The following is an 18992-nucleotide window of genomic DNA, read 5'->3' as shown; positions in this document are numbered from 1 at the left end:
CCACGGAGGAACCCGTGCCCAATTACTACACCATTCTGACTGAGAAAGGGAAAGCCAAGCTTGCCGCGGCACAGAACGGCACGCCTGTGCAGATTGCCGAGTTCGCGCTGGGCGACGGCAACGGCAGCGACATTGTGCCCAGCGAGGCCATGACAGCGCTGGTGCATGAGGTGCACAAGCGCCCTGTGAATTCCATTTACATCCATGCCCAGAACCCCAGCTGGACCGTGGTGGAAGTGGTTGTGCCACAGGACGTGGGCGGCTTCACCGTGCGCGAGATTGGCATGTATGATGCCGATGGCGACCTTTTCGCCATCGGTGGCTACCCTGCCACCTACAAACCCCTGCTGGACAGCGGCGTGGGCAAGGAGCTGTGCATTCGCGCCGTACTGACGATCAGCAACGCTTCCACCATCAAGCTGTCCATCGATCCGTCCGTTGTCACAGCCACGCGAGAGTTCGTGGATCGGGCCATGGAAACGCATAACGATAGCCCCACCGCTCACGGTGCAGCCTTTCAGGCTCTTGCAAACCACATTGAGGATACGGACGACCCGCACCAGACGATACCTGCAGGCGGCGAACCGGGGCAGGTGCTCATCAGGCAACAGGACGGCTCCCTTGCGTGGGGCAGTGTGGGCGGAATGCCCGTGGGCACCCTGCACTTCCCGAGTACCGGCAAGCCGGATCCCGGCTCGGTGGCCGTGAACGTGAAGCAGAAGTTTTTGCGCACCGTTTACCCGCAGCTCGTGGCGCGAGTGCTGAACGATGGCGGCTATCTTGCGACCGAAGAAGCTTGGGATGCTGCAGCAGCAGCGAATGAAGGCTCCTGCGGTCGCTATGCTCTGACAGACACCCACATCATTCTGCCGTGCTATCGGCACTATTGGGCTGCTGCACAGGCTGGTATTGAGGGCAAGGCCGCTGGGGACTGGGCCGGAGATGCGATCCGCAATATCACCGGTGAATGGGAAGGCGCAGCCGCTACAGGACTCAACCCCCCCGAAGGTTTGGGGGCTATACGAGCGTCCTACATCTCGGGGCAAGAAGCTGCTGGTGTAACAGGTCCGAGCAGGGGCTTTAGCTTCGACGCTTCCCGCGTTGTCCCCACCGCAGACGAAAACCGCCCCAAGACCTCCTATCTGCTGCCCTGCATCAAGGTGGCCGATGTGCCGACGAATGCCGCAGAAGTGGACATGCTGGCGCTGGCTGCTCTGGTCGCTGAGATCAACGGGAACAAGGTGGACAGGAGCGAATGGGTGACACTGGTTCCTGACAGGGCGTGGCAACGCCCGGATGGTATCATTGAGCAAATTGGGACTGTTTCATTCCCGACCAGCGGGGACAGCTCTCTTGCGATTATCTTCCCCATCCCATTTCCGAATAAGACGCTACATGGCGAGTGGCACATATGGGATGCCTCGTTGTCGTCCGTTATCGGCACAAATGTTCGCGATGTCGGATTGTCGGGCATGACCCTCGTTGCGGACAAAGACACTGCGCAGTCTATCACTGTGCAAGCGCACTATTACGCATTTGGGAGGTAACGATGCGACGCTATTTTTGTGTTGGTACAGCAGTTTTTCTTCTGGAGGGTATACATCCGATCCCCGCAGATGCCGTTGAGATTACGCTGGAAGAGCAACTGCATCTGCAGGCAGCGCGTGACAGTGGGCAGTTGATCAAACTGGATACTAAGGGCCGTCCCATTGCTGTTGAGCCGCCTCCCCCACCTCCTCCTGATAGGGCAGTGATTTTTACCGCAATGCAGACAGAAATTCGAGACAGGGCTGAGGCCGTTCTTAGCCCTTTGCGCAGTGAGTATGGCCCCACCGAGATCGCATCATGGGACCAGCAGTGGCAAGAGGCCACAGCCCTTTCCGCAGACCCCGCAGCCCCAGCTCCACTGATCAGGGCCATCGCGGGAGCCCGTGGCATGGCTCCCGAAATGCTGGCCCAGCGAATCATTGCAAACCGCGAAGCATGGGTGACAATATCCGGTCATGTAGTTGGCCAGCGCCTTGCCTATCAGGACGCGCTGGAGTCCACTGCCGCTATCGTGGACGATGCCGAGGCTGTTGCTGCCATTCAGGCCATCAACCCCATCTATGCACTACCGGAGGTCAACAATGCCTAACGGATGTGGCGGAGCCGGAACAATCAGCAAATTCTGGAAAAAGGTGTTCGGGCGGCTTCCCCCGTGGGAGGACTGCTGCACCGAGCATGATCTGGCCTATGAGCAAGGCGGCCCGCCCGAATGGAGGGCATGGGCTGATGCGCTTCTGCGCGATTGCATGCAGGCCAAGGGCTATTCTGTTCGAGCATGGCTATACTGGTGTGCCGTGCGCCTCTGTGGCGGTTCCCATTGGGGCACACCGGATTAGCAACAGCCAGTTCCCGACAACACAAAAGGCTATAGCGGACCTCAACTCGCGTTGAGATGCGCTATAGCCTTTTTCTGCTAGATTGGGTCAATGCGCGACTCTGTCTTCTGGGATCCGGTCCGGCACCTGCAACGGCACGGCATCTCCATCCGCAAAGGCCTTCAAGGCCACGGCGAGCCCGAATTCATGCTTGAGTTCGAGCGCACCCGCCCATGGCCTCCCGCCAAGATCCAGCGGGCTGTTCAGCTTCTGGACCAGTACCGCAACCTCATCCGCCTGCAGCTGGATGTTCCACCAGGCATGCCCTACCGCTCATGCGAATCGCTCCGCGCCAAGGGCTACATCAAGATCGTGGAGCTCGGGCCACGGCAGCACAGATATGTGCTGACAGAGTTGGGGAAGAGGGTGTTGGGGGAGAAGGTTCTAAAAAATCTACCAAGAGAGAATCATTAGCAATCGCCAATTGGAAGTGAATTTGGAAGTGAATTATATTGACTTCCACCTTCAATTTAATCATCTTCCGTTCATGAAGAAAACTCCTTCCACCGAATTCACATACTCGTTTCCGGCGATCCGAGGCATCCAAGCTGGGCGTGAATACTATGTCACAATGTGCCCCCTGAAACTTGTTCCTCGACTGTTCAAATTCGTTGAAGACGACCTTCCTCCAGAGCTTAGGGCGCAACGGAGTATCAACAAGCAAAGAATTCCTGCCCTTGCCCGATATATTATTGAAAACAAAAATTCCTATGCATTTTCCTCGCTAACAGTATCGATTGACGGAGAAGTTTTCTTCACATCCAATGGGGAAGATAACATTGGTCGAAAACTTGGGGTGTTAAGCATCCCCATGGAAGCACGTTTTCTCATCAACGACGGCCAGCACCGAAGAGCTGCAATCGAAGAGGCTATTCAGGAATACCCAGAACTCGGCGAAGAAAGTATTTCTGTTGTTTTCTTTGTCGATGCCGGGTTGGAGCGGAGCCAGCAAATGTTTGCCGACCTCAACAGATATGCCGTTCGCACAACTCGTTCCTTAGGCATTCTGTATGATCATCGAGAACCCATTTCTCGACTTGCCAAAAAACTCGCCGACAACGTTCCCGTATTTATTGGGATGACAGAAAAAGAGAAAACGACTATCTCCAACCGCTCGCGAAAACTGTTTACCCTTAGCAGTATATACCAGGCTACCAAGCAGCTTCTTCAAAAAGGGAAAAATGACAATGTTTCCAGAAAAGAAGAGCAACTTGCCCATGAATTTTGGAAAGAAGTGTCTCACTGCATCCCAGACTGGCTGTTATGCAAGCAAAGCAAAGTCTCAGCCCACGAACTTCGCGCTGAATTCATCCATGCCCACGGTATCGCTTTGCAAGCTCTTGCGATTGCTGGCTCCAGCTTGATCACACGGTACCCAGACTCATGGCAAAAAGAAATGACGAAGCTTAGAGATGTGGACTGGTCCCGTCGCAATCTCAGCTATTGGGAAGGCCGTGCTCTTATTGGCGGCAGACTCAGTAAGGCCAAAAATAATGTTGTGCTTACGGCAAATGCTATCAAGCGCCACCTAAACCTCCCGCTCGACCCTAAAGAACAAGAAGTAGAAGATAGCTATGTCGCAGGCAGAATGTAATCCGTCCCCCAAAGACCACGCAAATCTCATTGAACTTATAAAAGAAACATACCTAGCTGACGGCCGCCCGTGGATTATCGGCTTTAGCGGTGGGAAAGATTCCACATGCGTACTTCAACTGGTTTGGACTGCGCTCTCACAAATTCCTCCAGACCAAAGGACCAAGAAGGTCTACAGCATTTCTTCTGACACTTTCGTGGAAATGCCACTCATCGAAGAGTACCTACACAAAAAAATTCACCAACTAAATCAAGCAGCAAAGCTTGAAGAGCTACCGATTCAAGCCATCCCAGTTTGCCCTGACATCGACGAGACATTTTGGGTAAACATGATTGGTAGGGGCTATCCCGCACCGTATCGCACTTTCAGGTGGTGCACCGATCGCATGAAGATCAAACCAACCAGCCGGTTCATAAAAGAGCAAATCGCCTCACATGGCGAAGTGGTGGTTGTGCTAGGGGTAAGAAAATCTGAAAGCTCAGCTCGAGCTGGCAGCATGCAAGAAGAGCGCGTAACCGACACCGGCAAACGGGTCGGACGTAAAATGGTAGGAAAATATCTATCCCAACATAAGGACCTACCAAGTGCTCTTGTCTTCTCCCCCATTGAAGAATGGTCCACTGAAGATGTCTGGGATTTCTTACGCAACTGCCCCCCCCCATGGGGCGGCGATCATTCGCAACTTGAAGTACTTTATCGCAACGCCCAGAAAGCTGATGACGACGGCGAAGATGAATTAGCAGAACAGACATTTGGCAACAGCCGATTCGGCTGCTGGACATGTACAGTTGTCCAACGCGACCTCTCTATGGAAGCGTTCATTGAAAAAGGCGAAAAGTGGCTAGCTCCTCTTTTAAAGTTCAGAGACGATCTGATGATAACCTTTGAAAGAGACTTTAAGCTCCAGCACCGAGAACACCGGCGCCGAACAGGACAAGTACTGACCAAGGAAGGAAAAGACGGCAACACGATTCTTGTCTGGGGCCCCTTTACTCTTGAGTACCGAAAGAAGCTTCTTACGAAGCTATTGCGCACCCAGCAGGAAGTCCGCCAACTGAAGAACGATAGCAGACTGGAATTGGTTAAACGAGAAGAACTGCTTCGCATTCGTCAGTTATGGCGGACCGAAGAGGCAGACTGGGCCGACTCCTTACCAGTAATTTTTGAAACTGAGACAGGGGAACCTTTCAACGCTCCACGCGATGATTGGTCTGGCATGGGCAAAACGGAATTGGAGCTTCTCAAAGAAGTTTGCGAAGAGCATCAGTTGCCCCTTGGTTTGCTGACAGACCTTTTCGATGTCGAAAAACGCCATAACGGCATGAGCAGGCGCTCCCAAATTTTCAATAATATCCACTCCGTATTCTCCAAAGATTGGAGAACCCGTGAAGAAGTATTCCAGGATATCGGCTTTGAAGCTTCACTTGAGAACACCGGAGTAGGAGACATACTGCATGCTGCTGAAAAGAATAACGCTGGATAATTACGGTCTTTACAACGGAACGGTATCCTTTGACCTGTACCCTCGCGAGAAGTATGGCAAGCTCCGACCTGTTGTTCTCTTCGGAGGCAACAATGGTGCGGGTAAAACAACCCTCTTTGATGCCTTCAGAGTTGTACTCTACGGCAAATCCGCTCTCGGCGACCGGGTTACGGAAGCCGAATACAAGTCCTTTTTAAAGAACCGTATTCACAGATCCCCCCAAGGACTGCTCCAGCCTCAAAGTGCATCTATTTCCCTTGAATTCGAACACACTTCACTTGGGGAAAAGAACACTTATATTGCCACGCGCCAGTGGATGCCCGGCAACGGAAAAGGCGTCATAGAACGCCTTTCCATCACAAAAAACGGAACCCAACTACGTGGCGTCAATCCTGATTACTGGCAAGGATTCGTTGAAGAGATCATCCCTGAGCGTCTCTCTTCGCTGTTCTTTTTTGACGGCGAGAAAATCAAAAGTATTGCGGATGATATCCATGGCAACGCCGCACTGGCAGAGTCAGTCAAGACGCTGCTGGGACTAGATATTGTTGAACGTCTCTCTTCGGACCTCAGCATCTACAAATCGAGGGAGACACTCAAAAATGCCAGCAAGGATTTACAACAGGACATTAGTAAAGCAGAAGTCAAAATCTCGGAGTTAGAGCAACAGATTACCATCACACGAGAAGAGTTAGCTACTAACCGAACTGAACAGGATGGCATTCGGGCAGAAATCGCTGCCCTTGAGTTGAGACTTAAACGCGAAGGCCACATATTCTCCCAACAGCGTGATGCGCTGCTCGATGAGAAGATCAAACTCGCGCAGCAAATTGAATCCATCCGTCGAGCAGTCCGTGAAGAGTGTGAAGGGCTCTACCCTTTTTCTTTCTGTCCCACCATCACGGCAGAGTTGAAAGAGCAGCTTGTTGAGGAGCAAAAAAGCCGCAAGGGCACCATCCTCAAAGATGAGCTTGTATCCATGCGTCAGACAATTCTTGATACGCTCGCATCTTCTCAAAGCGAGCTCACAAGCACTCCTCTCTTCGAATCAATTAAGAATGCATTTAATAACCGCATAATAGAGGTTGCCCCTGAACCCAATATTGAAGAGCTCTTTGGCTTTTCCGACACCGCTACCAGTCAGATTCTGCATTGGATTGAGCTTGCGAATAACCAATCGCGTCCCAAGGTTGCGGAGTTGTCCGACAAGCAAGAAGAACTGACCCGCCGCCTTCAGCGCGTGGAGCAAGATTTGCTTCGCGCCCCAGAAGAAGCAGCCATTCAGCCACTGATAGAAGCAGTGGGATCATATAACCAACGGCTTGGTATGGTCCTTCAGGAACAAAAGAAGAAAGAAGAAGAGCTCCGCTCATTAGAATACCGCCTAACTCTGGAGCAACGAAAATTAAAGAGAGCCCTAGAAGAAAGCGATAGCAAGGCCGATGAAAAAAGGCGCATACTTCTTGCGAATCGCATACAAGAAGCTATGAAGGACTACGCGGATCGTCTTACCACGGCAAAGATTGCACAACTGCGAACAACAGTGGCTGACCGCTTTAATGCCTTGAGTCGTAAGGGCGACCTCATCCGCAATATTGATATCGATCCTGTGACATATGCAGTGACATTGGCAGACCGCTACGGAAATGTACTCCCCAAGGAGGATCTGAGCGCCGGGGAAAAACAGATGTACGCTGTGGCCATGCTATGGGGCCTTTCCATCACTTCTGGCCGCTCATTGCCAATCATCATCGACACTCCACTTGGTCGCTTGGACAGCGAACACCGGGGGAAGCTCATTCATAGCTACTTCCCGTGCGCAGCGGAGCAGGTAATCATCCTCTCTACTGATACAGAGATTGATAAAGAATGGTATGCGGAATTAAGCCCCAATGTATCCCATAGCTACCATCTTCGGTACAACGCAGACGAGAACCGGACTCAAGTGTCCAACGAATATTTCTGGAGAGGATAATGGAAGAGCTCACCATTCAGCGCATACCCTTCACAAAAGATGCAGACAACAAACTGCGCTCACTGAAAGCCAGGACAGGGATTACCCCGAACATTCTTTGCCGTATTGGCTTCTGCATGTCTCTGGAACTTCCCACCGAACCTAATGATGTCTCAGAGGCAGAGAAAGGCCGCGAGATCAATAGATTCACTCTGTTTGGGGAATATGAATCATGCTTTTTGGCTATGCTCGCCATTTGGAAAAAAAAGAAAGGCTCCACCTGCTCGCTTGACGAACTTTTAATTCGTCATATGAACAGGGGAGCCACCTCAATAGCACAATCAATACACCTATTTAAATAAACTTTTCATACTCCTCTAAAACTTCAATAACTGTCCTCAAATCGCTACTTCCACGAATTTCAAACTTTTTTCGGGTTTTCCAAACATGACCATCAAATTGCCATTTATAAAGGCCCACAAAATTCTCGTTCGTCTTAGGATCTTGAATCAACAAAAGTGCTGTCCACCACCTTCCGCTATTTTTAACAGTCCTTGCCTCGCGAATAAACCCTTTATAATAATCTGAAATAGGAAAATCACTAAACAACGACACGCTTACCTCCAAGCATAAACTCAGATTTAATATTCATAGTTCGGCTAATATATTCAGACAACTTAGCAGCAGATGTCTTATCGCCTCTCGAGCTGTCAACAATGACAACCTTTGGTGAAACAGATTCAATTAAAGACACAGTCCCTTGAAAATCAGCATGATCCGTAAAAGACACATAGTGCTGTGATCCATTTGAAGTAACACACTCTTTTTTACTTCCATGGAATAAAGACAACTCAACCTTATCCTTAAAATCTACACAATACTCATCAAGCCTTTCTCTGGATGTACAAAATACGACAGCCCCTCCTGAAGACAGCACTTCGGTAGCCTCCACGCTCCCCATTTCATATACCCTACCGGAGAAGTTAAGATACTTCCTATACACATGAAGGGTTTTGCAAATCCTTTTTGAACAAACTATCGGAATAGTATAATTCTTAGAAATTACTGAAACAGCATATTCCACTCTCCCCCTATGCCCAACAACCAACACATTTCCCTTTCGTGACAACCTTTTTATCAATGAAGAAAAGCTTTCAACAACCTCCTCATGAGAGAAACGAAAATTTTTACCTGGCTCACCGTAAGTTGCATCAACAATCAGATAATCAACTCTGGGCAGAGACACTCCCGGCAATGGCCATGAAAAGTCTGAGGAGTAGAGAAGAAACGAACCATCATAGTTAACCAGGGGCATCACCCCTCCCAACATGTGGCCAGTAGAAAATAGCGATACAGCTACACCGTCAACATTATTCATAGCGCCGTTCGTAGAACAACAGACAACTTGAGACCTACGAAACTCCAAATCAGGATGATCAGGTAGAAGCATTTCATAGGTTGCAGCTGACATTATTATCTTTTGAAAAGCCTTGCTTTTTTCAAAATTATGCATGTGATCTAAATGCGCATGCGTCTGAATACGAATAGATGAATCTGCATTAAAACCATCACAACAGACTCGGTCTCCCAGATTAATACACCCGTCTACATCAACACCAACGTTTAACAACATAGACTCCTCAACTAAGAAATCAGACCGGACACAAACCCTTCCAAACACTCAGATCTTAGATATTTTGCACTTGGACTCTTCGCAGCCTCCTCAGCCAAAACAAAAGAAAACTGACATCCAACAATACTCACGCTAATGACATTCTTTGCACCAAACAAACCCGCAAGCTGCTTTCTCAAAACATCCTTCTCCTTACCCCAATCTCCCTCAGCAAGGCGTCCTACGAAAACATGGTAAGTTTCAACAACCGGACGCATATGATCTATCTCTTCTATGGCCACCTCCAACGGCACGCCACCCTTTCTACATCTTTGAACTATTGCAACAACTTCTCCTTTTGTTCTAGAATTAGTGACAACATCTCTCGCCAACACCTCCATTTCATCGACGTTTGTCAATTTTGCAATCTCAACAGCTGCTGAAAACGAAATCACTCCCACACCACTTCCAAACGTAATCAAAGGCACCACAGACTCAGGAAGGCGTTTCAAGGAAATAAACTTATGAAGCAAAGAGGTCCCTTTAATCAGCAGGGCCTCAGCGATCTCTGCAAGACTAATATTATGATCTCTCAAAAGGTTTAGCATCCACGAAACCTGGACAGGATTAAGCCTTCTATTCTTCGTCCTTACATCTATCGAGAGCTGCAAATCCCTCCACTGGTTCTCGGACAACACCCGCAAAATAGCATCCCTACTCATCAAGATATCCTTTGCTCTTTAACCCCCCTGTAATCAACTCAGTCGCTACCTCAGCTGCACCGACACCTTCACTTTGGGCCATTTTTTCCAAAGCCTCATATTCATTTGCACCGATTGTAACCTGAAAACGCTTTGCAACAGGGGCTTCCTTACCCTTATCAATAACTTCTTTAGCAGAGACTCCAGGATTCTGTTTTGCAATACGAGTAATATGATCAACCTGAGATCCTGCAAGTTTTTTCATTTCACGAGCATATGAAATAGCGTCATCGGTACTCACATTACCATCAACTCCCGTTGCAGCATCCTGAGCTTTAATTGCAACTTTAAGATCCACACCTTCATCATCTACCAATCTCTTTAACTCAGGAATAAGTCTGTCATATTTTATCAAAGACCTTACTCTTGCCTGACTCATACCAGTTTTATCAGAAACAATCTTAACATTTCCATACATCTTATAAAGCTTTGTTGCCCACTGAATATCTTCAGCTTCAGAAGTTTGGCGTCTTAATAAATTCTCCACACCAGAAGCTATATATTTCTCCGAGTCCGTTAAGTCAGCACGAACCACACGTGCCGGAATTTTTTCCCAACCAATTTTTTTTACTGCCAACAAACGCCTTTGTCCCGCTACCACTTCGTAACGCCCCTCGCTCATCGGCGCCACAATGATAGGGTGCATAAGACCTACAACCTTAATGTTTTCGGCAAGTTCCTCGATATCAGCAAAAGTCTTCTCTACACGGTGCTGTGAAGGGCGAATTTCTAATTTACTCAAAGAAATGAGAACAACTTCTGCATCTTTCGCAATAAGTTCAGACATGATTCCTCCATTTATTTAAAAAACAAATTAAGATTTATATTGCACCATGTTGCAGCAAATCGTCAACACCCCCCCCTTTAAGAAGAACGAAGCCCAAGCCTACTCCCCATTCAGGACTAACGCAGCCACAACGCCATAGGAATGCTGCAAAAAAGAGTGCACCACCACTAACAATAGATGTAATATTGAAGCAAAGGAATATCGAATATTCCCCTACCCAACATCCCCAGCAATCAAGTAGCGAACGAATTCATCCTGCGTCATGCCGAACGTCTCTGCAGTCTTCCATTTGGTTGGTCCATTATTCGGTTCATAGCACTGGACAAGCACGTACCCTGAATCACGCTCGCTTTCGGCTCGCCCGGGAACAGATTCCTTTGCGTCGTGCACCTGAATCAGCATCTGCCCGTCTTTCCGATAAAAAGTATGACCAACCTTAAAACTGAATGCAGACCCTTGCGTCCAAACATCATACTTCACCTTGTTCACTGCACGTTGCTGGTATTTAATGTCCAGAGGGTCCAGAAAACAGGTATCAACTCGAAAACACCATCCGCAGAATAAAGGACTCTCACGCAAACTAGAATGAACAACATCTCGCTCTGGACAGCAAAGCAACCGAGTATCCCTATTGTCTCGCGCGCTGGGAGCTAACATAGCTACTAGCAGCTTCAGGGCAGCATCCTGCTGTTCATTCATCCTCATAAATCACTCCAATTATACAGTCCAAATAACAATATCTCCAAATCGATTTAGAAGCTGCCACCAAAATCTACATAAAATGACACTATTGCTCACCGTTTTGCGAAGGTACATCCTCCACCAATTCGGCATCCCACGTCACACCACCATTCCATCTGTGCAACTCGTGCCCACAGAGGCACTTAATGCTATCCTTTTCACGCATTGGTATCTTCATACTCGAAAGTTTCCAAACTCTCCCACAGTTGGGACATGTTTCCCTACTCATTACTAGCTCCTTAAAAATCGATAAGGTCAAAACACAAAAGGCTCACTTACCGTTTCCCACCAAGTAGACTCCGAAACGATCGACACCGGCGCTCCCTCATCGCGATACCGCATCGCGGTTGCAAGCTTACCGGAGGGCTCAAAGCCTTCCCGCCCGGCGAAACCCAAGCTACCAACGATTAAGGTATAACCATCATCTTTACGGGCCCCGAGCAGTCCACCACGCTGCTTAATGATCCGCTCGCAGTAGTCGCGCTTTCCAACCCGAAACGTGCCAGTCAGTAGGAAATGGTTTCCTTCGGGCATTGTGCACTCCGAGTCATAGCACACGCTTTCCGGTATTGGATGAGGTAGAACAACCGCCTTAGCATTCGCTTCCAAACGAATAGCCTCAATAAGCTCTTGGCACTCGATGACGTCCAGCTTGTCATCACTAAGAATGCGCTTGAGACGTGCATACCAGAGCCGTGAGAGCCATACATTTTCCAACTGTCCACGTTTTTCGAGCCATGAACAAAGGTACTCGGCCTCCCGAAAGTTCACTTCACCGTCAGCCACAATACCTTGAAGAATTCCAACAAACTCCTGCTGCAAGCTTGCTTCTGAAAAACACAAGGAAGCCTTGTTTCCCTTCTTCCTCGTTTTTGAAGCTTCTGCGCCACCAAAGAGTCCCAACTGTTTCTCACTCATGACTTCCCCACCCTGTGACAGGTTTTCTAGGTCCAAGTGGATACATCAACATGTTGCACTTTTATCTATCGCATACCCCATACTCCTTTCCCTGAAAAGCCCCAATTACATACCTATTTACTCCAACAAAAAACCCGGCATCCGCCGGGTTTTCTCATTTCTTATTCTATCTCATCAGCCCACTCACGCCTCAGCCCCTTTCAGGGCCAGCGTGATGGCCGTGCGTATCTCTTCTGGTGAGCCGCCGTGCTCTTTCATGAGGCGAACGGCATAACGCATGCGCTGGGCTATGGGATCAGTCCTTTCAAACTCGGAAAGCTCCTCCGAGCCCCTCTTCATCTCGCCTTCACCAAGCAGAAGCCAGTTTGCATCGATCCCATAATGGGCAACCCAAAGAGCCAAAGATTCAGCCTTCGGCTGACGTTCAGAACTAAAATAGCCAGAAAGCGTGGATTTTGACACGTTTCCGACTGCTGCGAACTCTTGGTCCGTCACTCCAAGCTCACTTATAACATGCCGCAATCTTTCTCTAAAAGACGGAATATCAATTTCATACGCCATAAATTCTCATTTTACGTTGACTGGTTCTAAAATTAGAACTATCAGTTTCATTATTAGAACAGAACACAAGACGAGTAAGGGCACCGCCAGTGCCCTAAAAAACTAACAAGTACGAGGTGAAACTATGCAACCTGTTACACCGATTCCCGAGCTTGTAAATGATTTAACGCGAACTGAAAAGCTAGAGGTTTACCTGAATCGAATCGGGTCTTCCTATGCCAGCATAGGGGACAAACTAGGCGTTTCCCGTTCCACGGCCTTGCGCATGCTGCGCAGTGCCCACATTCCCACCTACCGGCACCGGCAGCTTTCTTCCATCCTGCCTGCCGAGCTTCTGCCCGAGGCAAAGGATGTTCCGCCCGGACCGAAGCCGAGAAAGAGGGACATGCAATGAACAGCATCATGAAGCGCATTCGGGCGCTCTTCCTCGCCTACGGCTTCAGGCACAATGGCAGGGAGATTCTGAAGCACAGCGCCATGCATTGGGATTTCGACAAAGCATCACTCCGGCGTGAAGAAAACCGCATACTACGAACGATAGCCAACCTGTCTCTGGTTGGTGACCGCCTCACAGTTACCGTGCGGCACACACTCATTCTCACAGACACGCCAACTGAGCTCTCCATTCCCACCGTATGGGAATGGGACAGCGCAGAATGCGAAGCAGGGGAAACCACAGAAAGCCTGCTCCCCCTTCTTTCAGCACTGCTCAAAGAAGTCGCATCCTATAAAGGGGATTAGCCATGCAACCGTCGCTACTCCCCACGTATCCAGCTGGACGTTGCGCCGTAGTAGCACTGAGCAAGCTCTGCGTTATCGCGGGTGCGGTTCTCGCTATACACCAACTTATCCATCTCATTACGCCATGCATCAAGGGCATGCAGCGCTTTGCCTGCAACCTTCAGTGCATTCGTTTTCTGGGTATATTCGGCAACCAACTCTCCATGCAGCATTTCAAGTTCGGCCATGGCCGAACGCATACGGCTTCCCCACTCCTGATGTTGCTCAAAAGTAAACCCCGTCTTCTTTGGCATTGTCGCACCTCGCTGTAGCAGTTTTCGTCACCAGTTTCGTTCTTTCATTCGTACGGGCTCAACACTTTCATAGCAAGCCACCCCATGCATGAATCAACGAGAATCAGAAGGAGTTTTTCTCATGGCAACACCACGCAACCAGCGCATGTACGACAGCCTGCTCGACCTGCTGCAGGACCTGGTCAAGCACGCTCCCAGCGGGCTGACGGCAGAACAGGTGGCCGAGCGGCTGGGCAAGGCCTACCCCACACTGATGAACGAGCTGAACGCAGCCATAGACACGCACAAGTTCGGGCTGCAGCAGCTCATTCCCCTCATGGACATTGTCGATTCCGACCAGCCCGCCCACTACATTGCGGGCGCTCGCCATGGCGTGTTCGTCAAGCTGCCCAAGGGCGGCAAGCTTGCGGAGAAAACCGAACGGCAGGCCTTGGCCTGTGTGAAGGAGTTCGGAGACCTCATGGGCGAGATCCACGACGCACTGCAAAACGACTTCATTGATTCCAAAGAACAGCAACGCATTGCCAAGGAAGGCTATGAGGCCCTGCAGGCCATCCTCACCCTGCTCCGCCTGGTCGACGGAGAAGGAGGCACCCAATGAGTGCTGTTGCCTTTCCCATGGATACCGAACGCACTCCCAATCCCTTTGAGCTGCACCTGCTTGCCGCCGCCCTTTCCGACGATCTGCGCAGTAAGCAGTGCAATGGTGAATGGCAGGAGCTGGCCCGCAACGGGGCAATACTGACAGTGGATAAACGAGGCGTTGCCCAGATCGAGATGCCGGAACCCTGCCCGCCGCAATGACCACACGCGAGGAGGCATCATGGAACCCTCTGCAGCCATATTGAAACAGGTCTACCGGATAGAACGGCAAATCAACGCCCTTTCCAGAATGCAAGGCATATGCGGTGCCGACCACTGCACACTCATTGTCCTGAAGGCGCACCTTGCCGCCATACGTGACAGGCACCGCACAAAGCTGGGCTTCATCCCTGAAGGAGGCACCCATGCACGCATCAGGCCGACTTCTTGAAAAACTCTCACATGATCCGCTCATGCTCATCTTCTGCGGTGTCATGCTTGTGCTCATCGTCAGCATCGGCGGCATGCAGCTGGGCATATGGTTCATGCAGCTCAAGGAACGGAGGCAACACCATGGCAGATGAGTCAACCGTACAATCGCAGCTTCCCCTCGTATGGGAGCAACTTGGCGAGATAGCCACCATGGCATGTGACTGGCGCGAGCGCGGCGTGCCCATGGCGCAACCGGCACAACTGGTCGAAGGCTCGGTCAAGCTCCAGACTCTGGCGCAGGAACTGTTATTTCTGGCGGTATTAGTAGGAGGTGATCACCATGCCGATGATTAACTGCCAACAGTGCGGCAAGGCTTTTTCAGCAGATGCAGGTCGCATACGGCTTGGCCGCGCAAAATACTGCAGCCGAAGCTGCAGCGCCGCCGCAAGACGCACGCCCAAAGAGGCCTCATGCCTCTGGTGCCGGAGCACCTTCACCAAAGGGCGCGGTAGTCAGAAGTATTGCAGCCTCGATTGCGCCAACGAGGCCCTTCGCGCGGCATCCTACAAAAAGGGTAGTTCCGGCAAAAAGAAACCCCACCGCCCGGCCACGCTCGACTGCGCATGCTTCGAAGATCCATGGGCCAACGGCAGCATCAAGCCGGACAAGTTTGGCAACACCTTTCGCACTCCCGATTTCGGGCTCGGCTTCTAGGCACACACAGCACAAAAAGGAGGCACGATATGCATCCCATTATTCCCGTTGATTGGGAACGTCCTTTGACGTCCGAAGAAAAGGAACTGAAGGAACACATTCTGAGCAAGCTGCCGCCCATCGTCGCCCGCAAGGAAGTGGGCAAACTGACCGGCGGTTGGCTTGATCCCAAAACCGTGAACAATGAGGATTACAAGGGCAACGGCCCCAAGCGGCGTTTCAACAGCAGCCGCAAGGTGCTCTATCGCAGCGAGGAGCTAATAGACTGGGCCATCCGCCGATTTGGCATGGTGGAGGTAAAGGACTTTCGGTGACGCCGCGGGCGGAGCACACAGCAGCTCCACTGCCCCGCGCGAGGCATCCGGAATCAGGTGCGCATAGCGCATGGTCATGGTGATGGTCTTGTGGCGCATAAGCGTCTTGATGCGATAGATATCCACGCCCGCCAACGCCAGCCACGATGCAAAGGAATGCCTGAGCGAATGGAACACAAGCTTCTGGCTGCTGTCCGTCACGTCGGCATTCAGGCTCAACTCCAAAACAAGGTCACGGAACATATGAGAGATCTCACGATATCGCCCGGTACCCTTGGGCACAAACACCAGCGGGTTGGCCTTGTCACGCACGGCAAGACGCCCTTTAAGCATATCGGTCACCAGTTTGTTGAGCGGCACCGTTCCACCGGGCTTTCTGTCGCGCATCTGGCGCACGGTGAGCGTCTGCCCAAAGAAATTCAGATCCGCCCACTCAAGACGCTGAATCTCGCCGAGACGCAGCCCCGTGTTCAGCGACAGCACAATGGCATCATGCAGATCACGCCACGAGACGGCAATGCTCTCACGCAGCGCGTTGGCTTCTCGTTCTCGGCAACCTTGCAGCAGAAGGTCCGCCTCATCGCGGGTGAGGTAGCGCGTTCTGGGATTATCGGAGCGCGGCAGCTCAATACCGTCCACGGGCGAAACACCGGGGAAGACCTTCACGCCGTGCACGGTGGTGTTCGCCGCACGATTGAACACGGAACGGACAATGGCGATGTGATGCAGCACAGTGCCGTCTGCAAGGCCGACGGCATAGAGCTCATCCATGTACTCTTCGAGCAGCTCGGAAGTGATGGCATCGAGGGGCAAATCGCCCATGAAGGGAAAGAGGCGATGGTTGGCACGCTTCAGGTCATCCAGCCACGTGCGACGCTTGCGCCGGTCACGCTTCCAGGGCACGTAGTAGCGCTCGAAGAACTCGCGGAAGGTCATGGCCTGCACGTTCTCGGCTGCATCTGCGGCTTCCCGAGCTCTGCGCTGCTTCTCTTGTTCTTCCCGAAGCTCGGCGAAGGTGGAGGGCGTAAGCCCGCGCTTGTAGTTCTTCTGCAGCGTATGACGGGCATCAATAATAGTGTCGGTCTGCCAGCCCTCGGAGGACCAGCCGATGCCTTCTTCCACATCGCGCCCGTTTCGCGTCCAACGCACAGAGAAATAGCGGTCAGGACGCCTGTTGTGCTTGCGGGTGGCATGCTCGAAAAAGCGTATCCCCTTAGTGCCGGGCAGACGCTTCCAGATGCGCTTGGTGGCTTCGTGCTCGCTCATAGTGTTCCCGGTATATTCCCGGTAAATACACCGGTCAAGGGACACACAGCGACAAGCACACACCTACAATCACTTGATATTTATGGTATAATTATTTCGAGGGATTTCGATTTTACCCCCAATTTCATTCTCAAAATCCGCCGGCCGCAAGGCCTTGAGAGTTCAAGTCTCTCCCTCGGTACCACGATATTTAAGCGCTACAGCTAACAAGCTGTGGCGCTTTTTCTGTTGTTAAATCAGGATATTAGAAAAAGCACTTCTCTCGACCACAACCCCAACTAAGGGGCATTTTGCTGGGTCAATTCGGTGGGTCAAAGTCAACCGGTACTAACGTACTGTCTAAAGGAAATGACATTGAAGAAACTGACCTGCCCTGGAAAAACTGGTCCAGGCCCAATGTTAGGGGTACTGAGACCGCAGGAGGTTTTCCATGGGCAAGAAGAAGCACGCTCCTGAGCAGGTCATCGGCAAGCTGAGAGAGGCCGAGGTACTGTTGGCGCAGGGGCAAACGGTTCCACAAGTGAGCAGGCAGCTGGGCGTGACCGAGCAGACATACTACGGCTGGCGCACGGAATACGGCGGGATGCAGGTAAGCCAGGCCAAGAGGCTGAAGGAGCTTGAGAAGGAAAACGCCCGGCTCAAGCGTTTGGTGGCCGACCTCAATCTTGACAAGCTGATATTGGAGGAGGCGGCAAGGGGAAACTTCTGAGCCCTTCGCGTCGTCGCCGTTGCGTCGAGCGTGTTCGCAGCACGCTGCATGTGCCCGAACGAAGAGCATGCCGGGTTCTCTGCCAGCCACGTTCCACGCAACGATACCAAGTCAATCCTCGGGATGATGAGAAAGCGCTGACCGAGGCCGTGATCGAGTTTGCAAGGCAATACGGCCGTTATGGTTACCGCCGCATCCTGGAGTTGCTCCACCGTGACGGGTGGCGGTTGGGTCACACCTGGTTGGAGCGCATTTGGCGACGCGAGGGGCTGCAGGTCCCCAGCAAACAACCCAAGCGGAAGCGCCTGTGGCTTTCGGACGGTTCGTGCATCCGGCTTCGACCATGCTGGCCGAACCATGTCTGGTCCTACGACTTCGTCATGGCCAGAACGCATGAGGGCAAGGCCTTTCGGATGCTCACGGTCATCGACGAGTTTACCCGCGAATGCCTGGCCATTGAGGTGGCACGAAAGCTCAAATCAGAAGATGTGCTGTATCGGCTGAGCCGGCTCTTTCTGGAACGCGGCACACCGGACCACATCCGATCGGATAACGGGCCTGAGTTCACGGCCAAGGCAGTCTGGAAGTGGCTGAGCCGAGTCGGTGTGAAAACGTTGTTCATCGAGCCAGGCAGCCCATGGGAAAACGGCTACAACGAAAGCTTCAACGGCAAATTACGAGACGAACTGCTCAACGGCGAGATCTTCATGACAATGAAGGAGGCTCAGTACTTGATCGAGCAATGGCGCTGGGAGTACAACACATTCAGACCGCACAGTTCGTTGGGATACAAGCCGCCAGCACCCGAAGCGATGCTCCCCCATGGGGGAGCATGCCACTGGCCGCCTCGTCAGGCGGCAGGCAGGACTAACATTGCGGGTGGTACAAACGAATAGGGCAGGTCAAATACCCATCCCATTTCCTCTAAATCCCCCAAGAAAAAGCTATAGCCCCTTTATAAAGAACAGGTACAGAGAGATACAAGCGTTGCCCCTCGTCCACAACAACTCATGCTGTGCTTCTTCGGCAGCACTTATAGCACTTTCGCGCAAATTGATTTTAAAATAAAAATACCCTACATAATTTAGGGAAGGATTTTAATTTGC

General features: G+C 51.3%; 26 protein-coding genes. 17 read left to right on the top strand and 9 right to left on the bottom strand.

Annotated features, from left to right (window positions below):
• The first annotated feature begins 14 nt into the window (after window positions 1-14).
• The 8 genes from N1030_RS01375 (at window position 15) to dndE (ending at window position 7816) form a co-directional block, all read left to right on the top strand.
• Window positions 15-1547 carry a phage tail protein gene (locus N1030_RS01375; RefSeq protein WP_265827209.1) on the top strand — a complete coding sequence of 511 codons (1533 nt, stop codon included), beginning with the start codon at window positions 15-17 and terminating at the stop codon, window positions 1545-1547.
• A 218-nt stretch (window positions 1548-1765) separates the two neighbouring features.
• Entirely contained in the window at window positions 1766-2137 is a 372-nt protein-coding gene (locus tag N1030_RS01370; protein ID WP_265827208.1) for a hypothetical protein, read from the top strand.
• On the top strand, window positions 2130-2384 hold the full coding sequence (locus N1030_RS01365) for a hypothetical protein (protein WP_265827207.1): 255 nt from the start codon (window positions 2130-2132) through the stop codon (window positions 2382-2384). Before N1030_RS01370 ends, N1030_RS01365 begins: the two co-directional genes overlap by 8 nt.
• A gap of 90 nt (window positions 2385-2474) precedes the next feature.
• Window positions 2475-2837 (top strand): hypothetical protein, encoded by a 363-nt coding sequence (locus tag N1030_RS01360; RefSeq protein ID WP_265827205.1) that lies wholly within the window; start codon window positions 2475-2477, stop codon window positions 2835-2837.
• A gap of 28 nt (window positions 2838-2865) precedes the next feature.
• Window positions 2866-4017: a DNA sulfur modification protein DndB gene (dndB, locus tag N1030_RS01355; protein ID WP_265829119.1), complete on the top strand. Its 1152-nt coding sequence runs from the start codon at window positions 2866-2868 to the stop codon at window positions 4015-4017.
• Window positions 3998-5500, top strand: coding sequence for a DNA phosphorothioation system sulfurtransferase DndC (gene dndC / locus N1030_RS01350; RefSeq protein ID WP_265827204.1), 1503 nt, complete (start codon window positions 3998-4000; stop codon window positions 5498-5500). Before dndB ends, dndC begins: the two co-directional genes overlap by 20 nt.
• Entirely contained in the window at window positions 5472-7475 is a 2004-nt protein-coding gene (gene dndD / locus N1030_RS01345; RefSeq protein WP_265827203.1) for a DNA sulfur modification protein DndD, read from the top strand. Before dndC ends, dndD begins: the two co-directional genes overlap by 29 nt.
• Complete coding sequence (gene dndE, locus N1030_RS01340) at window positions 7475-7816, top strand: DNA sulfur modification protein DndE (protein WP_265827201.1); 342 nt, start codon at window positions 7475-7477, stop codon at window positions 7814-7816. The genes dndD and dndE overlap by 1 nt, the downstream gene beginning before the upstream one ends.
• On the opposite strand, the gene N1030_RS01335 is transcribed toward dndE, so the two are convergent.
• The 7 genes from N1030_RS01335 to N1030_RS01305 all read right to left on the bottom strand — a co-directional run bounded on the left by N1030_RS01335 (window position 7809) and on the right by N1030_RS01305 (window position 12834).
• Complete coding sequence (locus tag N1030_RS01335) at window positions 7809-8069, bottom strand: hypothetical protein (protein WP_265827199.1); 261 nt, start codon at window positions 8067-8069, stop codon at window positions 7809-7811. The two genes, dndE and N1030_RS01335, sit on opposite strands and share 8 nt — an antisense overlap.
• Entirely contained in the window at window positions 8056-9087 is a 1032-nt protein-coding gene (locus tag N1030_RS01330; protein ID WP_265827198.1) for an MBL fold metallo-hydrolase, read from the bottom strand. The genes N1030_RS01335 and N1030_RS01330 overlap by 14 nt, the downstream gene beginning before the upstream one ends.
• Before the next feature lie 11 nt (window positions 9088-9098).
• Window positions 9099-9788 (bottom strand): hypothetical protein, encoded by a 690-nt coding sequence (locus tag N1030_RS01325; protein WP_265827197.1) that lies wholly within the window; start codon window positions 9786-9788, stop codon window positions 9099-9101.
• The gene (locus N1030_RS01320) at window positions 9781-10614 is read right to left on the bottom strand and encodes a ParB/RepB/Spo0J family partition protein (RefSeq protein WP_265827196.1); all 834 of its coding nucleotides are present in this window, start codon (window positions 10612-10614) and stop codon (window positions 9781-9783) included. Before N1030_RS01320 ends, N1030_RS01325 begins: the two co-directional genes overlap by 8 nt.
• Before the next feature lie 213 nt (window positions 10615-10827).
• Window positions 10828-11313, bottom strand: coding sequence for a hypothetical protein (locus tag N1030_RS01315; protein ID WP_265827194.1), 486 nt, complete (start codon window positions 11311-11313; stop codon window positions 10828-10830).
• 297 nt (window positions 11314-11610) lie between these two features.
• Window positions 11611-12273 (bottom strand): BRCT domain-containing protein, encoded by a 663-nt coding sequence (locus N1030_RS01310; RefSeq protein WP_265827192.1) that lies wholly within the window; start codon window positions 12271-12273, stop codon window positions 11611-11613.
• Between the two features lie 183 nt (window positions 12274-12456).
• Complete coding sequence (locus tag N1030_RS01305; RefSeq protein ID WP_265827189.1) at window positions 12457-12834, bottom strand: helix-turn-helix domain-containing protein; 378 nt, start codon at window positions 12832-12834, stop codon at window positions 12457-12459.
• 390 nt (window positions 12835-13224) lie between these two features.
• Here N1030_RS01305 and N1030_RS01300 point away from each other — a divergent pair, with 390 nt between their 5' ends.
• Window positions 13225-13575 (top strand): hypothetical protein, encoded by a 351-nt coding sequence (locus N1030_RS01300; RefSeq protein ID WP_265827187.1) that lies wholly within the window; start codon window positions 13225-13227, stop codon window positions 13573-13575.
• 14 nt (window positions 13576-13589) lie between these two features.
• Here N1030_RS01300 and N1030_RS01295 read toward each other — a convergent pair whose 3' ends face one another.
• Window positions 13590-13868 (bottom strand): hypothetical protein, encoded by a 279-nt coding sequence (locus N1030_RS01295; protein ID WP_265827185.1) that lies wholly within the window; start codon window positions 13866-13868, stop codon window positions 13590-13592.
• Window positions 13869-13989: 121 nt separating this feature from the next.
• Between N1030_RS01295 and N1030_RS01290 the strand changes: the two genes are divergently transcribed.
• The 7 genes from N1030_RS01290 to N1030_RS01260 are packed head-to-tail and all read left to right on the top strand — an operon-like array spanning window position 13990 to window position 15911.
• Complete coding sequence (locus tag N1030_RS01290) at window positions 13990-14469, top strand: phage regulatory CII family protein (RefSeq protein WP_265827183.1); 480 nt, start codon at window positions 13990-13992, stop codon at window positions 14467-14469.
• Window positions 14466-14672 (top strand): hypothetical protein, encoded by a 207-nt coding sequence (locus N1030_RS01285; RefSeq protein WP_265827181.1) that lies wholly within the window; start codon window positions 14466-14468, stop codon window positions 14670-14672. Before N1030_RS01290 ends, N1030_RS01285 begins: the two co-directional genes overlap by 4 nt.
• A 19-nt stretch (window positions 14673-14691) precedes the next feature.
• On the top strand, window positions 14692-14901 hold the full coding sequence (locus N1030_RS01280; protein ID WP_265827179.1) for a hypothetical protein: 210 nt from the start codon (window positions 14692-14694) through the stop codon (window positions 14899-14901).
• On the top strand, window positions 14876-15034 hold the full coding sequence (locus N1030_RS01275) for a hypothetical protein (protein WP_265827177.1): 159 nt from the start codon (window positions 14876-14878) through the stop codon (window positions 15032-15034). Before N1030_RS01280 ends, N1030_RS01275 begins: the two co-directional genes overlap by 26 nt.
• On the top strand, window positions 15024-15236 hold the full coding sequence (locus N1030_RS01270) for a hypothetical protein (protein WP_265827176.1): 213 nt from the start codon (window positions 15024-15026) through the stop codon (window positions 15234-15236). Before N1030_RS01275 ends, N1030_RS01270 begins: the two co-directional genes overlap by 11 nt.
• Window positions 15223-15597, top strand: a complete 375-nt coding sequence (locus tag N1030_RS01265; RefSeq protein WP_265827175.1) for a hypothetical protein — start codon at window positions 15223-15225, stop codon at window positions 15595-15597. Before N1030_RS01270 ends, N1030_RS01265 begins: the two co-directional genes overlap by 14 nt.
• Window positions 15598-15626: 29 nt before the next feature.
• The gene (locus tag N1030_RS01260; protein ID WP_265827174.1) at window positions 15627-15911 is read left to right on the top strand and encodes a hypothetical protein; all 285 of its coding nucleotides are present in this window, start codon (window positions 15627-15629) and stop codon (window positions 15909-15911) included.
• Here the strand turns inward: N1030_RS01260 and N1030_RS01255 are convergent.
• Complete coding sequence (locus tag N1030_RS01255) at window positions 15855-17177, bottom strand: tyrosine-type recombinase/integrase (RefSeq protein WP_265827172.1); 1323 nt, start codon at window positions 17175-17177, stop codon at window positions 15855-15857. The two genes, N1030_RS01260 and N1030_RS01255, sit on opposite strands and share 57 nt — an antisense overlap.
• A 430-nt stretch (window positions 17178-17607) precedes the next feature.
• On the opposite strand from N1030_RS01255, the gene N1030_RS01250 reads away from it, so the two are divergent.
• A protein-coding gene (locus N1030_RS01250; RefSeq protein WP_265827170.1) for an IS3 family transposase occupies window positions 17608-18782 on the top strand; the annotation gives its coding sequence in 2 pieces (ribosomal slippage) (window positions 17608-17872 and window positions 17872-18782; 1176 coding nt in all).
• Window positions 18783-18992: the final 210 nt, after the last annotated feature.

The sequence above is a fragment of the Desulfovibrio mangrovi genome, from assembly GCF_026230175.1.
In the GTDB taxonomy this organism is placed as follows: Bacteria; Desulfobacterota; Desulfovibrionia; order Desulfovibrionales; family Desulfovibrionaceae; genus Halodesulfovibrio; species Halodesulfovibrio mangrovi.
This window is presented reverse-complemented; position numbering and strand designations above follow the sequence as displayed.

What these genes read in the sequence shown, in the direction of transcription:
- N1030_RS01370 (WP_265827208.1), top strand. Translation starts at nt 1,766, where the DNA reads ATGCAGACAGAAATTCGAGACAGGGCTGAGGCCGTTCTTAGCCCTTTG.
- N1030_RS01255 (WP_265827172.1), bottom strand. Translation starts at nt 17,177, where the DNA reads ATGAGCGAGCACGAAGCCACCAAGCGCATCTGGAAGCGTCTGCCCGGC.
- N1030_RS01305 (WP_265827189.1), bottom strand. Translation starts at nt 12,834, where the DNA reads ATGGCGTATGAAATTGATATTCCGTCTTTTAGAGAAAGATTGCGGCAT.
- N1030_RS01325 (WP_265827197.1), bottom strand. Translation starts at nt 9,788, where the DNA reads ATGAGTAGGGATGCTATTTTGCGGGTGTTGTCCGAGAACCAGTGGAGG.
- N1030_RS01295 (WP_265827185.1), bottom strand. Translation starts at nt 13,868, where the DNA reads ATGCCAAAGAAGACGGGGTTTACTTTTGAGCAACATCAGGAGTGGGGA.
- N1030_RS01315 (WP_265827194.1), bottom strand. Translation starts at nt 11,313, where the DNA reads ATGAATGAACAGCAGGATGCTGCCCTGAAGCTGCTAGTAGCTATGTTA.
- N1030_RS01280 (WP_265827179.1), top strand. Translation starts at nt 14,692, where the DNA reads ATGGAACCCTCTGCAGCCATATTGAAACAGGTCTACCGGATAGAACGG.
- N1030_RS01365 (WP_265827207.1), top strand. Translation starts at nt 2,130, where the DNA reads ATGCCTAACGGATGTGGCGGAGCCGGAACAATCAGCAAATTCTGGAAA.
- N1030_RS01260 (WP_265827174.1), top strand. Translation starts at nt 15,627, where the DNA reads ATGCATCCCATTATTCCCGTTGATTGGGAACGTCCTTTGACGTCCGAA.
- N1030_RS01275 (WP_265827177.1), top strand. Translation starts at nt 14,876, where the DNA reads ATGCACGCATCAGGCCGACTTCTTGAAAAACTCTCACATGATCCGCTC.
- N1030_RS01330 (WP_265827198.1), bottom strand. Translation starts at nt 9,087, where the DNA reads ATGTTGTTAAACGTTGGTGTTGATGTAGACGGGTGTATTAATCTGGGA.
- N1030_RS01285 (WP_265827181.1), top strand. Translation starts at nt 14,466, where the DNA reads ATGAGTGCTGTTGCCTTTCCCATGGATACCGAACGCACTCCCAATCCC.
- N1030_RS01290 (WP_265827183.1), top strand. Translation starts at nt 13,990, where the DNA reads ATGGCAACACCACGCAACCAGCGCATGTACGACAGCCTGCTCGACCTG.
- N1030_RS01265 (WP_265827175.1), top strand. Translation starts at nt 15,223, where the DNA reads ATGCCGATGATTAACTGCCAACAGTGCGGCAAGGCTTTTTCAGCAGAT.
- dndE (WP_265827201.1), top strand. Translation starts at nt 7,475, where the DNA reads ATGGAAGAGCTCACCATTCAGCGCATACCCTTCACAAAAGATGCAGAC.
- N1030_RS01360 (WP_265827205.1), top strand. Translation starts at nt 2,475, where the DNA reads ATGCGCGACTCTGTCTTCTGGGATCCGGTCCGGCACCTGCAACGGCAC.
- dndC (WP_265827204.1), top strand. Translation starts at nt 3,998, where the DNA reads ATGTCGCAGGCAGAATGTAATCCGTCCCCCAAAGACCACGCAAATCTC.
- N1030_RS01310 (WP_265827192.1), bottom strand. Translation starts at nt 12,273, where the DNA reads ATGAGTGAGAAACAGTTGGGACTCTTTGGTGGCGCAGAAGCTTCAAAA.
- dndD (WP_265827203.1), top strand. Translation starts at nt 5,472, where the DNA reads ATGCTGCTGAAAAGAATAACGCTGGATAATTACGGTCTTTACAACGGA.
- N1030_RS01270 (WP_265827176.1), top strand. Translation starts at nt 15,024, where the DNA reads ATGGCAGATGAGTCAACCGTACAATCGCAGCTTCCCCTCGTATGGGAG.
- N1030_RS01300 (WP_265827187.1), top strand. Translation starts at nt 13,225, where the DNA reads ATGAACAGCATCATGAAGCGCATTCGGGCGCTCTTCCTCGCCTACGGC.
- N1030_RS01320 (WP_265827196.1), bottom strand. Translation starts at nt 10,614, where the DNA reads ATGTCTGAACTTATTGCGAAAGATGCAGAAGTTGTTCTCATTTCTTTG.